Here is a 14,125-nt window from a genome sequence, read left to right on the forward strand (position 1 = left end):
GGATCGCTCCTGCCAGCCCCGGGATCATTCATGTACCTCTGTGCGAGGAGGGGTTCCTAGTGGAACTGGCCCTCTTCGGTCGAGCCCTTCAGAGCTGCGGTGGAGGTGTTCGGGTCGACGGTGGTGGCCACCTGGTCGAAGTACCCGGCACCGACCTCACGCTGGTGCTTGATGGCGGTGAAGCCGCGCTCTTCGGCAGCCTTGAACTCGCGCTCCTGCAGGTCGACGAAGGCGGTCATGCCCTCGCGGGCGTAGCCGTAAGCCAGGTCGAACATGCCGTAGTTCAGCGAGTGGAAGCCGGCCAGCGTGATGAACTGGAACTTGAAGCCCATGGCGCCGAGCTCCTTCTGGAACTTCGCGATGGTGGCGTCGTCCAGGTGAGCCTTCCAGTTGAAGGACGGGCTGCAGTTGTAGGCCAGCAGCTGGTCCGGGAAGTCGGCCTTGACAGCCTCGGCGAACTGCTTGGCGACCTCGAGGTCCGGCACACCGGTCTCCATCCAGATGAGGTCGGAGTACGGGGCGTAGGCCTTGGCCCGGGCGATCGACGGCTCGATGCCGTTCTTCACGCCGTAGAAGCCCTCGGAGGTGCGGGTGCCGTCCAGGAACGGGCGGTCGCGCTCGTCCACGTCCGAGGTGATCAGGGTGGCGGCCTCAGCGTCGGTACGCGCGATGACCACGGTGGGGACACCGGCGACGTCGGCAGCCAGGCGAGCCGAGGTCAGGGTGCGGATGTGCTGCTGAGTCGGGATCAGCACCTTGCCGCCGAGGTGGCCGCACTTCTTCTCCGAAGCGAGCTGGTCCTCCCAGTGCGAACCGGCGACGCCGGCCGCGATCATGGCCTTCTGCAGCTCGTAGACGTTCAGCGCGCCGCCGAAGCCGGCCTCGCCGTCGGCCACGATGGGCACGACCCAGTTGTCGACCGAGGTGTCGCCCTCGACGCGAGCGATCTCATCGGCGCGGAGCATGGCGTTGTTGATGCGACGGACGACCTGCGGGACCGAGTTGGCCGGGTACAGGGACTGGTCCGGGTAGGTGTGGCCCGAGAGGTTCGCGTCACCGGCGACCTGCCAGCCCGAGAGGTAGATGGCCTTGAGGCCGGCACGCACCTGCTGCACGGCCATGTTGCCGGTCAGTGCGCCCAGAGCGTTGATGTAGCTGTCGTCGCCCTTGCTGACGGCGTCCCACAGGATCTCAGCGCCGCGACGAGCGAGGGTCTGCTCCTCGACGACGGTGCCCTGGAGGTCAGCCACCTGCTGAGCGGTGTAATCGCGAGTGATGCCCTTCCAGCGCGGGTTGGTGTCCCAATCCTGCTGGATCTCTGCTGCGGTACGGGCCTGTCCAACGTTGGTCATAAGCCTTCGCTTTCTACTCCACTGCCTGGCGACAGTGCTTGGTGATTTCGAGGCCATTGCACTTGCGAAGTGAACGACTTCTCGAGGCGGTGCCTGCAAACAGGGTGCCATACGACAAATGACCTGGTCCAGGCCTTGACAAATGAAAACTCCGGCCAGCTTTTCGCGGAACTTTGCAAATCTTGTAAACCGAACCCCCGGGATCGGATTCACAAGGTCGCCAAAAAGTACGCGCGTACTGGGAAAACTCCGAACTCACGAGTAACCCCGAAGCGACGCGGTCCGGGACGACGGCCGTCCGCGACGCCGCGACCGCGCTCGGCGAACGTGCGTGATCTCACATCCGCACGTGTCAGCGGGCGGCGCGATCGACGGCAGCCTGCACCAGTGCGAGGTACTCGTCTTGGGGCAGCGGCGGGGTGATCTCCGCGGGCGCCGCGGGCTTGACGCCGGAGTCGGCGGAGCCGATGTTGAGCTGCACCGTGACCACGTCGCCGTTGGCGCGTCGCACCAGCACGTTGGACAGCAACGAGCTGCGGACCAACGCCTTGCCGTCGGGCAGCGTAGTGACGCTGTCTGAGCGCAACACCAGCGCCTGCTCCACGGCGTCGCCGGTGGGTTTGGGCAGTTCGGTGCTGGTGGTGACGATCCGCGACTGCGCGAGCGTCCCCTTGCTGGGCACGGCGGTGACCACCGCGCAGACGCCGGTGGTGGTCCGACGATCGGCGTCGACGTCCCGGCGCACCGTGGTGACCAGCTCGGACAGGGTGCCGGTGTCCGACTGCGCCACCAGCAGCACCGTGTTGTCGGCGGCCAGCTCCGTGGTGAAGGCCGCGTCCGCGGTGGGCCGGCAGACGTCCGGGGTGAACGCCACCGAGGCGGACTGGTCCAGCGTGCGCTTGTTGGCCGCAACCAGGTCTTCGACGTCGGCTGGGACCACCGAATAGCCGGCGGGCAGCCGGTCCGATTGCAGCACAAGTCCGGTCAGCGGCAGTTCGCCGTCGTCGGATCCGCAGGCGGTCAGCAGCGTCGCCGCTCCGACGACCACCGCCATCGTCGACAGGAATCGGTCGGGGCGCGCAAGAATGGACACGCGGCAACCGTACCGATCGGCCGCCGGAAGAGACTGAGAGACACGTCGTGGAGACCGGAGGACGGGGAGACATGCTGGAGGCGGCTCGATGAGCAAGACGTATGTGGGCTCGCGGCTGCGCCAGCTGCGTGGCGAGCGCGGCCTGTCCCAGCAGTCGATGGCGCGGACGCTCGGCATCTCGGCGTCGTACCTGAATCAGATGGAGCACGACTCCCGGCCGCTCACCGCGTCGGTCCTCGGGCGCATCAGCGAGGTCTTCGGGATCGACATCGGCTTCTTCGACCCGCAGGACGACGTCCGGCTGATCGCCGAACTGCGCGAGGCCCTGCTCGACGAGGACCTCGACGCCGATCCGTCGGCCAGCGACCCCGCCGAGATCAGCGCCATGGTCGCCGGGCACCGCACCATGGCCGAGGCGATGGCGCACCTGCACCGGCGCTACCGCCTGGTGTCCGAGCAGCTGGCCGCGGTCACCGCCGGGCGCGGCGACCCGGGGCTGCGCGGCACCATCAGCGCGCCACACGAGGAGGTGCGGCACTTCTTCTCCAACCACCGCAACTACTTCCACGACCTCGACGTGGCCGCCGAGGAGCTCACCTCGCGCATGCGGATGAACTCGGTGGACATCCGCACCGGCCTGGCCGACCGGATGTCGCAGGTGCACGGCGTGCGGATCGACCGGCGCGTGGACCTCGGCGACAACGTGCTGCACCGCTTCGACCCCAAGGCCCGGCGCCTCGACTTCGCCGCCTCCCTCTCCATCGGTCAGCGCGCCTTCCGGATCGCCGCCGAACTCGGCTACCTGGAGCACCGCGACCTGATCGACACGTTGGTCGACGACGGCGCCTTCACCACCGAGGACGCCGCCGCCCTCGCCCGCCACGGGCTGGCCAACTACTTCGCCGGCGCCGCCGTGCTGCCGTACGAGCAGTTCCACGGCGCCGCCGAGGACTTCCGCTACGACATCGAGCGCCTCTCGGCGTTCTACACCGTCAGCTACGAGACCGTCTGCCACCGGCTGTCCACGCTGCAGCGCCCCAACCTGCGCGGGGTGCCGTGGACGTTCGTCCGGATCGACCGCGCGGGCAACATGTCCAAGCGGCAGTCGGCCACCAGCTTCCACTTCTCCGCCAGCGGCGGCACCTGCCCGCTGTGGAACGTCTACGAGACCTTCGGCTCGCCCGGCAAGATCCTCACGCAGATCACCGAGATGCCCGACGGCCGCGAGTACTTCTGGATCTCCCGGACGGTGGAGCGTCGTGCCGCCCGGTACGGCCAGTCGCCGAAGACCTTCGCCATCGGCATGGGCTGCGAGCTGCGGCAGGCCGACCGCGTCGTCTACTCCGACGGCCTGGAACTGGGTCCGCAGGCCCGGACCACGCCGATCGGCGCGGGCTGCCGCGTGTGCGACCGCCGCGGCTGCGCGCAGCGGGCGTTCCCGCCGCTGGGCACCACCCTCGCGATCGACGAACATGGCAGCACCGTCTCGCCGTACATGAGCCTCCCGTGACCCGCTGACCCGCGCCGTCCCCCGGCCCGGCCCCCGCGTGTCGCGACCCTATTCGCGGGTCGCCGCCGGGGCTCCGGGCGCGAGGCGGCAGCAGGGTCGCGACACGCCAGGAGAGCGGGGTGGGCGATCGCGAGTGATCCGCCCCACAGGCGTCGACTACCGTCGACACACATGAGCACTCCACGTGTCACGCCCGGCGGGCTGCGGGAACTGGGCCCGATCAACTGGGCCGTCGTGCGCGCGATGTCGTTGGCCACCGGCACCGACAACGCCCACATCTTCGCCACCCTGGGCCGCAGCAAGGGACTCTTCCGCGGCTGGATGCACTTCTCGGCCCGCATGATGCCGCTCGGCGAACTCTCCCGCAAGGAGAGCGAGATGATCATCATCCGCGTCGCTCACCTGCGGGAGTGCGCCTACGAGCTGGATCACCACCGCCGACTCGGCGCGCAGGCCGGGATCACCCCGAAGCTGTACGCCCAGATCGTCGAGGGGCCCGACGCCGGGTGGGGCGACCGCGAAGCGACCCTCCTGCGCGCCACCGACGAGATGATCGCCGGCCGGGACATCTCCGACGACACCTGGTCGGCGCTGCGTCGTCACCTGACCGAGCGCAAGGCCATCGCCTTCGTCATGCTCGTGGGCCAATACGACATGCTCGCCACCACCATCGGCGTGCTGCGCGTGCAGCGCGACGAGTTCTAGGGCGCGCGGTCGTGTCCGTCGCCGCGCGCCTGATGCACAACAGGGCCTTCTCGCAGATCTACGAGACCCTGTGGCGGCCGCTGTTCACCCGCGGATTCAGCCTGGGCGGATCGTCGACCCTGGACTACGACCGCGCGCTGCGCGCCTACCTCGCCCGCCCCGGCGACCGGCGCGTCCTCGACATCGCCTGCGGCCCAGGCAATTACGCCGGCGACGCCAGCCGCGGCCTCACCGGCGACGGCGCCTACGTCGGCCTGGACTACTCCCGAGCGATGCTCGCGCAGGCCGCCCGCGACAACGTCAGCGAGCGCGTCACCTTCCTCCGCGGCGACGCCCATCGTCTGCCGTTCGCGTCGGAATCCTTCGACACCGTCACCTGCCTCGCCGCGCTCTATCTGATCGACGATCCGCTGGCCGTGCTCGACGAGATGGTCCGCGTGACCGCGCCCGGCGGCGAGCTCATCATCTTCACCTCGGTGCGCGCCTCGATCGCCGCCCTCCCCGGGGCGCCGACGGTCGCCGGCCTCACCGGCGTGCGCGTCTTCGAGCGCACCGAGATCCTCGACCGGCTGCACGCGCACGAGTTGATCCACGTGGAACAGACCGTCACCGGCGTCGGCCAGTACGTGCTCGCCCGCAAACCGCTACGACACTGAGACCTGCTGCACCCCAAGCGATTCACTCCGGCTGGAGGCGTTCCAGTTCGTCGAGCGCGGCCAGCCACGCGTCGGTGATCGCCCAGACGTCGGGCACGTTGTCCGGGCAGCCGGCCACGCCGAGCCCGAACTTGCCGTCGTAGGAGACCGCGGTCAGGTTCACGTTCATGTCTTGGAACAGCGGACCGAACGGATAGATCGCCTCGAGTCGCGCGCCGCCGAGCCAGAGCGTCTCGCGCGGGCCGGCGATGTTGGAGAAGCACGCGTGGAAGAACGGCGGTCGCAGCGGCGCCGCGAGGTCGTGCACGTAGGCGTTCGCGGCGACCCGCATCAGGTTCGGCGGCACCAGTTGGAGGAGGTCGGCGACGTCGACGGCCGGCCCACCGGTGCCGCGACCGGTCTTCACCCGGTTGGTGGTGTCGTGGATGATCGCCAGCCGCTCCAGCGGGTCGGGCAGGAAGACCGGCAGCCGGACCATGGCCAGGCTCCAGCTGTTGAACGCCTCATCGTCGGCGCTGCGGGTGGAGATCGGGACGAAAACCTGCAGTGGCGCGTCGGGCATGGCGTCGTTGGCGAGCAGCCATTCCCGCAGGGCGGTGGTGCAGGCGGCCACGAAGATGTCGTTCACGGTGACGTCGTAGGCCGCGCCGAGCGCGCGGAGCCGGTCGAGTTCCACGTCGACGAAGGCGTTGGTGCGGCGCTCGGTGATCGGCCGGTTCAGCGGGGTGTCGGCCGGGGCCGCGCGCAGGCGGGGATCGTCGTCCTCGCCCTTAGCGCGCCGAGGCGCGTTGGCCGTGGAGAACAGCCGCTCGACGACGGCCCGCCCCAGCTGCGGGGTGCCGCGGCCGACGACGCGCGCCGCCCCGGCCACGTTGCCCGCCGTCTCGGCGAGCCAGTCGGCCAGCAGTCCGCCAGTGCCCGGCAGCGGCGCGGCCGGCTCGGGTTCGGGAACATCCGGCGCACCGTCGGGGTGGGTGGAGACCAGGGTGGGCAGCAGCCGATTCACGGCGCCGACGCCGTCGGACAGTGCGTGGCTGAACTTGACGGCGAGGGCGAGTCGGCCATCGGCGAGACCCTCGATCACCCAGGCCTCCCACAGCGGCTTGTCGTGCCCGAGGCGGTGGCGGTGGATGTCGTCGACCAGCGCGGCCACCTGCCGCGGACCACCCGGTGCCGGGACCGCGAGCCGATGCAGGTGTTTGCGGACGTCGAAGTCGGGATCGTCGACGAACACCGGCTGCCCCAAGCGGAGCGGCTTCTGCAGGATGCGGAGCCGGATCAGCGGATTGAGCGGCAGCCGTTCGACGAGCTGCGAATAGAGGTGATCAGCGTCGAACTCCGGTCCCGCGGTTGTCGGGTCGAGCACCAGCAGCGCGGTGATGTGAATATTCATCGGCCCCGCCTCGGCGTTCACCGGAATCGCATCCATGCCCGTCAGCCGTTCCATACCGCTCCCTCACTCATCCCGGACGTCCCCGGGCAGTCGATCACGTGCCCGACCCCGTCGGGGCGGGAATCGCGCGAACCGCAACCAACGGCCCCCATCGATCGACAGCACGCCGCTAAGCCACCGGTCAGCGGTCGAGCGTGGTTCAATCCGAAGGAAGACCCGAGTCCGACGATCCGAGGAGCACAACCGATGAGTGACGAGCTGTTCGAGTACGAGACCAAGGAAGAAGTCACACGCGAGGAAGCCGCCGCCACGCTGCGCGAACTGGCGGACACCATCGCCCGGCACAACGAGGTCTCCTTCACCGCGAACAACAAGGTGGTGCGCATCGACATCCCCGACCGCGTCCGCCTGAAGGTCGAGATGGAACGCGGCCAGGCCGACGGTAAGTCCGAACTGGAAGTGAAGCTCTCCTGGCGCGAGTGACAGACCAGCGGCGCCGGACTGTGCGAGTGTGCACAGCCCGACGCCGCTGACGTACTACCGGGCTCAGGCAGCCGGCTCCACCTCAGGCACCGGAGCCTCGTTGACCTCCATCGGGTACTGCTTGAGCAGATCGTTCGTCGTCGTCGACGGCTCGACGACCACCTGCGCATCCCGCTTCTCGCTCTGGCCGTCGCTCTGGTTCAGATTCAGGTTCCCCTGCTGCCCATCGCCCGGGACGTCGGCGGCTGTCGGGACAGGTGTGTCGGCGGCGGTATCTCCGCCCTTCTGCGCCAGGTCGGCGAGGACGCCGGTGACCTGCGAACTCTGCTTGGACGTCGCGTTGAGTGCGGCGGTGCCGAGATCGGCCGCACCCTGGAAGACGAGGGTGGCCGGCGGCGTGATGATCGCGCGGAAGATCGGATCGAGGATCTTCTGGCCGGTGCCGAACGGATCGAGCAGACCGAGGCCGGTCGGATCGGTGATGCCTGCCATCCCGAGCAGGAACGCCGGGTCCAGCGTGATGATGCTGGTCGGCAGACTCGAGCCGAGAGCGCCGGTCAGCATGCCGAGGACGGCGTCGTCGACGGCCGGCGCGTCGGGCTTGTCACCGAGTTGGAACGACGGCAGGCCCACCCCGAAGAACGACGGGCTGGTGTAGCCGATGCCCTGCGGCCCGAAGTTGAACGAGCCCATCGAGTAGACCAGCGGGACCGGGATCCCCAGACCGTCGATGGCCGCGATGGTCCAGCCCGAGTTGTACGCGATCCCGTCCGGTCCGATCTGGAACGACTCGAGGACCGACGTGGCGTTGGCACCGACACCCAGCACCGGCACCGACCAACCCTGCGAACGGCTACCCAGCACGCCGCTGATGGTCTGGCCGTTCTGGCTCACCATGCCCGGCGAGTACTGGCCGCCCGTGGTGAACAGGCCGAACGGCAGCGCGATCCCGCTGGCCAGCACCGGCACGGTGGTCACCTGATCGCCGACGATCACCTGCGTGGTGGACATCAGCCAGCCGAGCGAGCTGTCGCCGAAGGCGTTGTACTGGCCGCCCGCCTCGCGCTTGGTCAGCGAGAAGCCGGGCACGTCGATGCCGTTGAGCTGGTTGAGCGCGTTCTCCACGCCGGGGTTGGGGTTGTACGTGGTGTCGATGGTCGACGACCACGCCTTGCAGCCGACGTTGCCGAGAACCGGGACCTTCTTGAACTCCACGCACTTCCGCACGTCCAGGGTGTCCAGGGTGCCGATCTGGTCGCGGAAGTTCTGCTTCAGCGATTCCGAGGTGACCGGGTCGACGGCGTAGCGTTCCTGCACCAGCCAGGTCTTGCCGTCGATCTGCAGCAGCGGCCAGTTGTAGGCGTGGTTCCACGCGTTCCGATCGTGCTGCACGTCGGGCAGACCGAGCAGACCCAGCGGATCGCCGAGGTCGAGCTTGTCCACGACGTAGCCGGCATCCTGATCCACCGTGTTCCACGTCGGCCAGACCGTCCCCGCAGCGGCCAATCCGTTCTGCACAAGCGTCGTCGCGTCCACGCCCAGCAAGGCGGCGACCGTCGTCGCCGACTTCGGCATCACCTGCACCGCGGTGTCGCCGGCGGCGAGCACGGTGGGAAGCACCATCGCGTACTGCGGAAGTCCGGCGACGAGGCCGCCGAGGCCGAACACTCCCCCGGCGCCCGGCACGTGGGAGGTGTCCGGGGTGTCGAGTGCCGAGCCGGTCATGTCGAGCACGCCGGACAGGAAGTCCAGGCTCTCGGACTCCGTGGTCTTGGTGTTGCTGATCGACGGGAACATGCCGTCGGGACCGATCGAGCCGAGCGGCGCGAGGATCGCGCGCTGGGTCTGTCCGAGCGCGTCGGAGACGATGATCAGGTTGTTCCACGTGTCGTAGTCGTGCTGCGCGTTGGCCGCGGCGTTGATCTGCTGGGCCTGCGCCACCGCGGGCCCCATGGCGATCGACGCCGAGATGAAGGCGGCACCTGCGGCCGTCGCGATCTTGCGCTTGTTGAAGCCCACCCGTGCGGTTCGTCGTTCTTGCGCCCGCCGCAGCGTCCGTCGGCTCGGCTTCCGGTGCGATCCGTTCATGTATCTGGTCCCCTCTCGTGCCGCAGATTCCCTATCTGCTTGGCCCGAGTATCGAGGCGGGTAACGACAGTCGTTACCTCCGAACGTGGTTTCCGGAGCGATTTCATCACTTTGGACGACAAACGTCCCAGAAATGGGGTCACCACAGGTGGGGGCCCAAAACGGGGGTACCGTCACCGGTCCGAACGGGAGGCACGAGGCGGGTATTTCCGGGCCCGGGGTTCCCCGGCAGGGTTAGGTAAGGATAGGCTATTGTATGCATACCTATCCTTCCTATCTAGGAGCGTCGCCATGCCGGAGACCCCCGTCGATCTACCCCTCGCCGCACGCAAAGACGAAGACCTGCCCGGCCACTGGCTGCTGGCCCGGATGGGCAAGCGCGTCCTCCGCCCGGGCGGCCTGGAACTGACCCAGCAGATGCTCGACGACGCGGCCCTCGCCGGCGCCGACGTGGTGGAGCTCGCCCCGGGCCTGGGCAAGACCGCCACCGACATCCTCGCCGCCGGCCCGAAGAGCTACGTGGGCGTGGAAGCCGACCCGGCCGCCGTCGCTCTGACGCAGAAGGCCGTCGGTGACCGCGGCCGTCTCGTCGAGGCCGACGCCGCGAGCACCGGCCTGAGCGATGCCAGCAGCGACGTGGTGGTGGGCGAAGCCATGCTGACCATGCAGTCCGAGCGCGGCAAGGACGCCATCATCGGCGAAGCCTTCCGCGTCCTGCGCCCGGGCGGCCGCTACGCGATCCACGAACTCGCCCTCGAACCGGACAGCCTCGCCGACGAGCAGAAGACCGAGATCCGCCAGGCGCTCGCCCGCTCGATCAAGGTGAACGCCCGCCCGCTGACCGAGCAGGAATGGCGCGAGCGCCTCACCGCGTCCGGCTTCGAGATCGAACAGATCCGCTACGCGAAGATGGCCCTCCTCGAGCCGCGCCGCGTGATCGCCGACGAAGGCCCGCTTCGCACCCTGCGTATCGTCGGAAACGTGGTTCGCAATAGTGACGCGCGTCGCCGTATCCTGGGCATGCGCAGTGTGTTCCGCAAGTACCGCAAGGAGCTCGCCGCCATCGAGATCATCGCCCGAAAGCCGGTAAGCAATGAGTGAGACCACGAGCCCCGAGTCCGGAGTCGCCACCTGGCAGTTCCTGACCGGTCTGGCCGACCCGAATATCGCGGACACCGGCAGTCGTCCCAAGATCACCGTGGTCCGCCGCGGCGAGACCGAGACGCTCATCCGCCTGGCCTTCCTCGAGGGCCAGGCGATGACCGAGCACACCGCGGCGCACCCGATCGTGGTGCTCGGGCAGGCGGGCACCATCGATTTCACCGTCGACGGCGCCACCAGCGAACTGGTCCCCGGAACGGCGATCTGCGTCGAGAAGCGTGTGCCGCACGAGCTGCACGCGCGCACCGATGCGACGGCGACCCTGATCGTGGTGCACGGCCGATGAGTCCTCGCCAGCGCGACCGCGTCCGCTCCCTCGTCGCCGACTCCGAAGCCCCGATCGACGCGCAGACCGTCGCCGCCGAGCTGTCGGTGCACGTCACCACGGCCCGCTTCCACCTGAACAACCTGGTGGAGGAGGGCTCGGCGATCGCGATCAACCTGCCGCCGATCGGCGTCGGTCGGCCGCGCGTGGGCTACCGGCTGGTCGTCGCACCACCGGTCGACGACTTGATGCTGATGCTGGTCGCTCGCCTCGGCGAGACTCCGGAGCAGCGGGAGGAGCTGGCCGCGGAGGTGGGCCGCGCGTGGGCCGCCAAGCACCTGCCGTCCGTCGCCATCGACGCCGAGTTGGTGCCCGACCCGGTGGTCCTCGCCGAGACCATCCTCACCCGACTCGGCTTCCGTATCACCGACGTGGTCAGCGCGTTCGGTCAGCACGAGATCACGCTGTGCGGCTGCCCGCTGGAGAAGATCGAGCACGAGCTGCCCGAGGTGGCCCGCGGTGTGGTCCGCGGCCTGCTGGAGACCGCCCTCACCGCCGGTTCGCCGGCGCTTGCCGCGCAGTACGCCGTGGCGGTCCGACCCGCCCCCGGCGGCAAATGCGAACTGCGCCTGAATCTGGCCCAGGTCGCCGACAGCACCGCCCGCTAAGCACCTACCCCGAACACCGCACACCCGGCGCCGCCCGCGCCGAATACCCGCTGACGCACACCCATTCTCGTGAGAGTTAGGATTGCCTCAGCTAACTAACTCGCACGACCCACCGCACCGCCGAACCCCAGGAGCACCCATGAACCGTCATCCCCGCCTGCTCACTCGCGCCCTGCCCGTGGCGGCCCTCGCCGTCGCCGGCCTCACCCTGGCCGCCCCGGCCGCGCAGGCCCTGCCCGCCGACTTCACCGTCACCGACGACAACCCGACCGTCCAGCAGCTGGACGAGATCGTCGAGTTCCTGGTGGCCACCGACGCCTCCGACGAGGCCAAGGCCCGCAACCTGGAAGGCGGTATGGACGCCGTGGTCGTGCCCAAGACCGTCTACCAGCTCGGCCTGTTCCGCGCCCCGCGCGGCGACAGCGCCATCACCGAGATCGTCGACCGCGTCGGCGACAACATCTCGGCCACCCTGCAGGCCAGCTCGGCGGGCCGGCCGTCGATCAACATGACCATCTCGTTCACCAAGACCGACGGCAACTGGCGCCTCTCCAACAATTCGCTGTGCGAGGGCGTCAAGACCGTGGGCCTCAACGTCTACTGCAACGCCTGACCGGCCGTGGCCCGCATCGAGGTCCGTGACCTGCAGGTGAACCTCGGCGGGCGCACGGTGCTGCAGCACGTGGACCTGTCGGTGGCCGACGGCGAGCTGGTCTACCTGCTCGGCCGCAACGGCGCGGGCAAGTCGACGCTACTGCGCGCCCTGTGCGGCATGGTGACCCCGGCGGCCGGCTCCGTGGTGATCGACGGCCCGGTCGGCATGCACTTGGGCACCGACACCGTGCACCCCGGCCACACCGCACGACGGCACCTGCGCTGGTTCGCCGCCGCGTCCGGCGTGTGCGCCGATCGGGTCGACGACGTGCTGGCCCGCACCGGCGTGGACGCCTACGGCGACCGGCGGATCGGCAGCTATTCGCTCGGCATGCGCCAGCGACTCGGCATCGCGACCGCGCTGCTGCCGGACGCCGACGCGCTGGTGTTCGACGAACCGCTCAACGGGCTCGACGTGGAGGGCATCGCCTGGCTGCGGGAGCTCCTGACCGACCTCGCCCGCGACGGCCGCGCGGTGGTGGTGGCCTCGCACCTGCTGCCCGAGGTGGAGCGCACCGCCGACCGCGTCGCCGTGGTGGACCGGCGGACCGCGACCCCCGCCGTGCCGCTCGCCGAGTTCCTCGGCGCGCACCCGGACCTCGAGTCGGCCTACCTGACGGCCGTGTCCCCCGAGGTCGCCGCGTGATCGCCGCGGTGCGCCGCGGGGTCGCCGCCGAAGCAGTCCGCACCGGCGGCCTGCGCAGTGTTCTGCTCCTCGGCGCCGTGCCCGCCGGCGTGCTGCTGCCGCTGCTGATCACCGCGGTGATCGCCTACGTCGCCGAACGCATCGCCGGCCTGGACAGCAGCCGCATCTCGGTGAGCGCGGCCACCACGTCGAACTCGGTCTACTGGATCATCACCTTCACCGTGGTGGTCGGCGCACTGGTCGCCGCCTACGCGCAGGCGACCAGCATGCGCGGGGCGGCCGGCGACGTCGACCGCTACCTGTACCGCCGACCGTGGACCTCCCCGCTCGCGCGCTGGCTCTTCTACGGACTGGTGACCGCCGCGGCGTGCGCGGTGCTGGTCGCCGCGGTGATGGCGGTGCTGCCCGCGGCGTTCCCGCTGGTCTACAGCGACGTCGACCTCTTCTCCGCCGCCGGCCTCCGCTTCCTGATCACCGTGCCGATCTACGCCTTCTTCGCCTGCGGCCTCGGCGTGGGCCTGGCCGCACTGATCGGCCACCCGGCCGGCGCCCTCGCGGCACTGCTGGCCTGGGTCTTCGTGATGGAAGAGGCCGTGATCTTCGCGCCGAACGGCACCCGGATCCAGGCGTTCATGCCGTTCCTGAACGGCGTGTGGGGCACCGGCCAGGACCTGGTGATCAGTCCCCCGTGGGGCGTGAACGGGGCGCTGGCGTGGTTCGCCGGAATCTGCGCCGCCGTGTTCGGGTTGGGCCTCGCCGCCGTCGCCGCACGACGACGCCCGGGCCGCGCCACCGCCGAACAGCCGGTCTAGAAGCTCCGATAGTCGCGCGGCGCGAGCCGCGGCCCCCGCCGCGGGGCGGTCTGCCCGTACAACTCGCACATCCGGATCACCCGGTAGCGGTGGCCGGCGTACGGCTCGAGCAGTTCGGCCATCCCGGCGTCGTCCACCGGACGCCCGATCAGCGTCTGCCCCACCATCGACGGCAGGTGATAGTCGCCGAAGGGCACGGCGTCCGCATCGCCCACCGCACGACTGCGCGTCAACGCCGCCGTCCACTCGCCGATCCCCCGCAGCGCGGTCAGCACATCGGCCTTGGCCTCGACGTCGACCACCGACGCGTTCCGGATGGTCCGCATCCGCACCGGCTCCAGGCCGCTCCGATGCCAGTGCGCCTCGGTGATCTCCCGCCACACGTGCTGCGGCGGCGGCACCCGCAGCTCGACGGGGCCGGGCGCGGGCTCGCCGTACTGCAGCAGCAGGTACCGCCACGCGCGCAGCGCCTCGGAGACCACCACCTTCTGCTCCATGATCACCGGCACTAGCCTCGGGCTTTCATCGCTGAATTCGCCTGGCCTGCCGTTTTCATGAAGAAAGGTGCTCTGAGCTGCAATAATTGTTGTTGCGAAACGACAATCACAAGCAGGGCAAGGAGCACCTTTCTGGTGAAGA

At 69.4% G+C, this 14,125-nt stretch carries 14 protein-coding genes and 1 pseudogene; 10 read left to right on the forward strand and 5 right to left on the reverse strand.

Annotation, left to right across the window (positions count from 1 at the left end):
* Positions 1-56 precede the first annotated feature (56 nt).
* Both aceA and ABD989_RS06565 read right to left on the reverse strand, forming a co-directional pair.
* Entirely contained in the window at positions 57-1,352 is a 1,296-nt protein-coding gene (aceA, locus tag ABD989_RS06560; protein WP_246992485.1) for an isocitrate lyase, read from the reverse strand.
* Between the two features lie 352 nt (positions 1,353-1,704).
* Positions 1,705-2,445 (reverse strand): hypothetical protein, encoded by a 741-nt coding sequence (locus tag ABD989_RS06565; RefSeq protein ID WP_345312852.1) that lies wholly within the window; start codon positions 2,443-2,445, stop codon positions 1,705-1,707.
* A gap of 88 nt (positions 2,446-2,533) precedes the next feature.
* Between ABD989_RS06565 and ramB the strand changes: the two genes are divergently transcribed.
* The 3 genes from ramB to ABD989_RS06580 all read left to right on the forward strand — a co-directional run bounded on the left by ramB (position 2,534) and on the right by ABD989_RS06580 (position 5,316).
* Positions 2,534-3,955, forward strand: coding sequence for an acetate metabolism transcriptional regulator RamB (gene ramB, locus ABD989_RS06570; RefSeq protein WP_345312853.1), 1,422 nt, complete (start codon positions 2,534-2,536; stop codon positions 3,953-3,955).
* A 171-nt stretch (positions 3,956-4,126) separates the two neighbouring features.
* Positions 4,127-4,660 (forward strand): carboxymuconolactone decarboxylase family protein, encoded by a 534-nt coding sequence (locus ABD989_RS06575; protein ID WP_345312854.1) that lies wholly within the window; start codon positions 4,127-4,129, stop codon positions 4,658-4,660.
* Between the two features lie 32 nt (positions 4,661-4,692).
* Positions 4,693-5,316, forward strand: coding sequence for a class I SAM-dependent methyltransferase (locus tag ABD989_RS06580; RefSeq protein WP_345312867.1), 624 nt, complete (start codon positions 4,693-4,695; stop codon positions 5,314-5,316).
* 22 nt (positions 5,317-5,338) lie between these two features.
* On the opposite strand, the gene ABD989_RS06585 is transcribed toward ABD989_RS06580, so the two are convergent.
* Entirely contained in the window at positions 5,339-6,763 is a 1,425-nt protein-coding gene (locus ABD989_RS06585; protein WP_345312855.1) for a wax ester/triacylglycerol synthase family O-acyltransferase, read from the reverse strand.
* 192 nt (positions 6,764-6,955) lie between these two features.
* Here ABD989_RS06585 and ABD989_RS06590 point away from each other — a divergent pair, with 192 nt between their 5' ends.
* On the forward strand, positions 6,956-7,192 hold the full coding sequence (locus ABD989_RS06590; RefSeq protein WP_345312856.1) for an amphi-Trp domain-containing protein: 237 nt from the start codon (positions 6,956-6,958) through the stop codon (positions 7,190-7,192).
* A 63-nt stretch (positions 7,193-7,255) separates the two neighbouring features.
* Here the strand turns inward: ABD989_RS06590 and ABD989_RS06595 are convergent, their stop codons facing one another.
* Complete coding sequence (locus tag ABD989_RS06595) at positions 7,256-9,280, reverse strand: hypothetical protein (RefSeq protein ID WP_345312857.1); 2,025 nt, start codon at positions 9,278-9,280, stop codon at positions 7,256-7,258.
* 291 nt (positions 9,281-9,571) lie between these two features.
* Between ABD989_RS06595 and ABD989_RS06600 the strand changes: the two genes are divergently transcribed.
* From ABD989_RS06600 to ABD989_RS06625, 6 genes are all read left to right on the forward strand, one after another.
* Complete coding sequence (locus ABD989_RS06600; RefSeq protein ID WP_246992500.1) at positions 9,572-10,381, forward strand: class I SAM-dependent methyltransferase; 810 nt, start codon at positions 9,572-9,574, stop codon at positions 10,379-10,381.
* Complete coding sequence (locus ABD989_RS06605; protein WP_246992502.1) at positions 10,374-10,727, forward strand: cupin domain-containing protein; 354 nt, start codon at positions 10,374-10,376, stop codon at positions 10,725-10,727. Before ABD989_RS06600 ends, ABD989_RS06605 begins: the two co-directional genes overlap by 8 nt.
* Complete coding sequence (locus ABD989_RS06610) at positions 10,724-11,374, forward strand: helix-turn-helix domain-containing protein (RefSeq protein WP_345312858.1); 651 nt, start codon at positions 10,724-10,726, stop codon at positions 11,372-11,374. Before ABD989_RS06605 ends, ABD989_RS06610 begins: the two co-directional genes overlap by 4 nt.
* A 139-nt stretch (positions 11,375-11,513) precedes the next feature.
* Complete coding sequence (locus ABD989_RS06615; protein WP_345312859.1) at positions 11,514-11,987, forward strand: MTB12 C-terminal domain-containing protein; 474 nt, start codon at positions 11,514-11,516, stop codon at positions 11,985-11,987.
* A gap of 6 nt (positions 11,988-11,993) precedes the next feature.
* Positions 11,994-12,674: an ABC transporter ATP-binding protein gene (locus ABD989_RS06620; RefSeq protein ID WP_345312860.1), complete on the forward strand. Its 681-nt coding sequence runs from the start codon at positions 11,994-11,996 to the stop codon at positions 12,672-12,674.
* Positions 12,671-13,486: an ABC transporter permease gene (locus tag ABD989_RS06625; protein WP_345312861.1), complete on the forward strand. Its 816-nt coding sequence runs from the start codon at positions 12,671-12,673 to the stop codon at positions 13,484-13,486. The genes ABD989_RS06620 and ABD989_RS06625 overlap by 4 nt, the downstream gene beginning before the upstream one ends.
* On the opposite strand, the pseudogene ABD989_RS06630 reads toward ABD989_RS06625, so the two are convergent.
* Positions 13,483-13,998, reverse strand: a pseudogene (locus ABD989_RS06630) (DNA-3-methyladenine glycosylase family protein); the annotation flags it as partial. The gene ABD989_RS06625 and the pseudogene ABD989_RS06630 sit on opposite strands and share 4 nt — an antisense overlap.
* Positions 13,999-14,125 lie beyond the last annotated feature (127 nt).

The sequence above is a fragment of the Gordonia alkaliphila genome (genome assembly GCF_039542465.1).
GTDB lineage: Bacteria > Actinomycetota > Actinomycetes > Mycobacteriales > Mycobacteriaceae > Gordonia > Gordonia alkaliphila.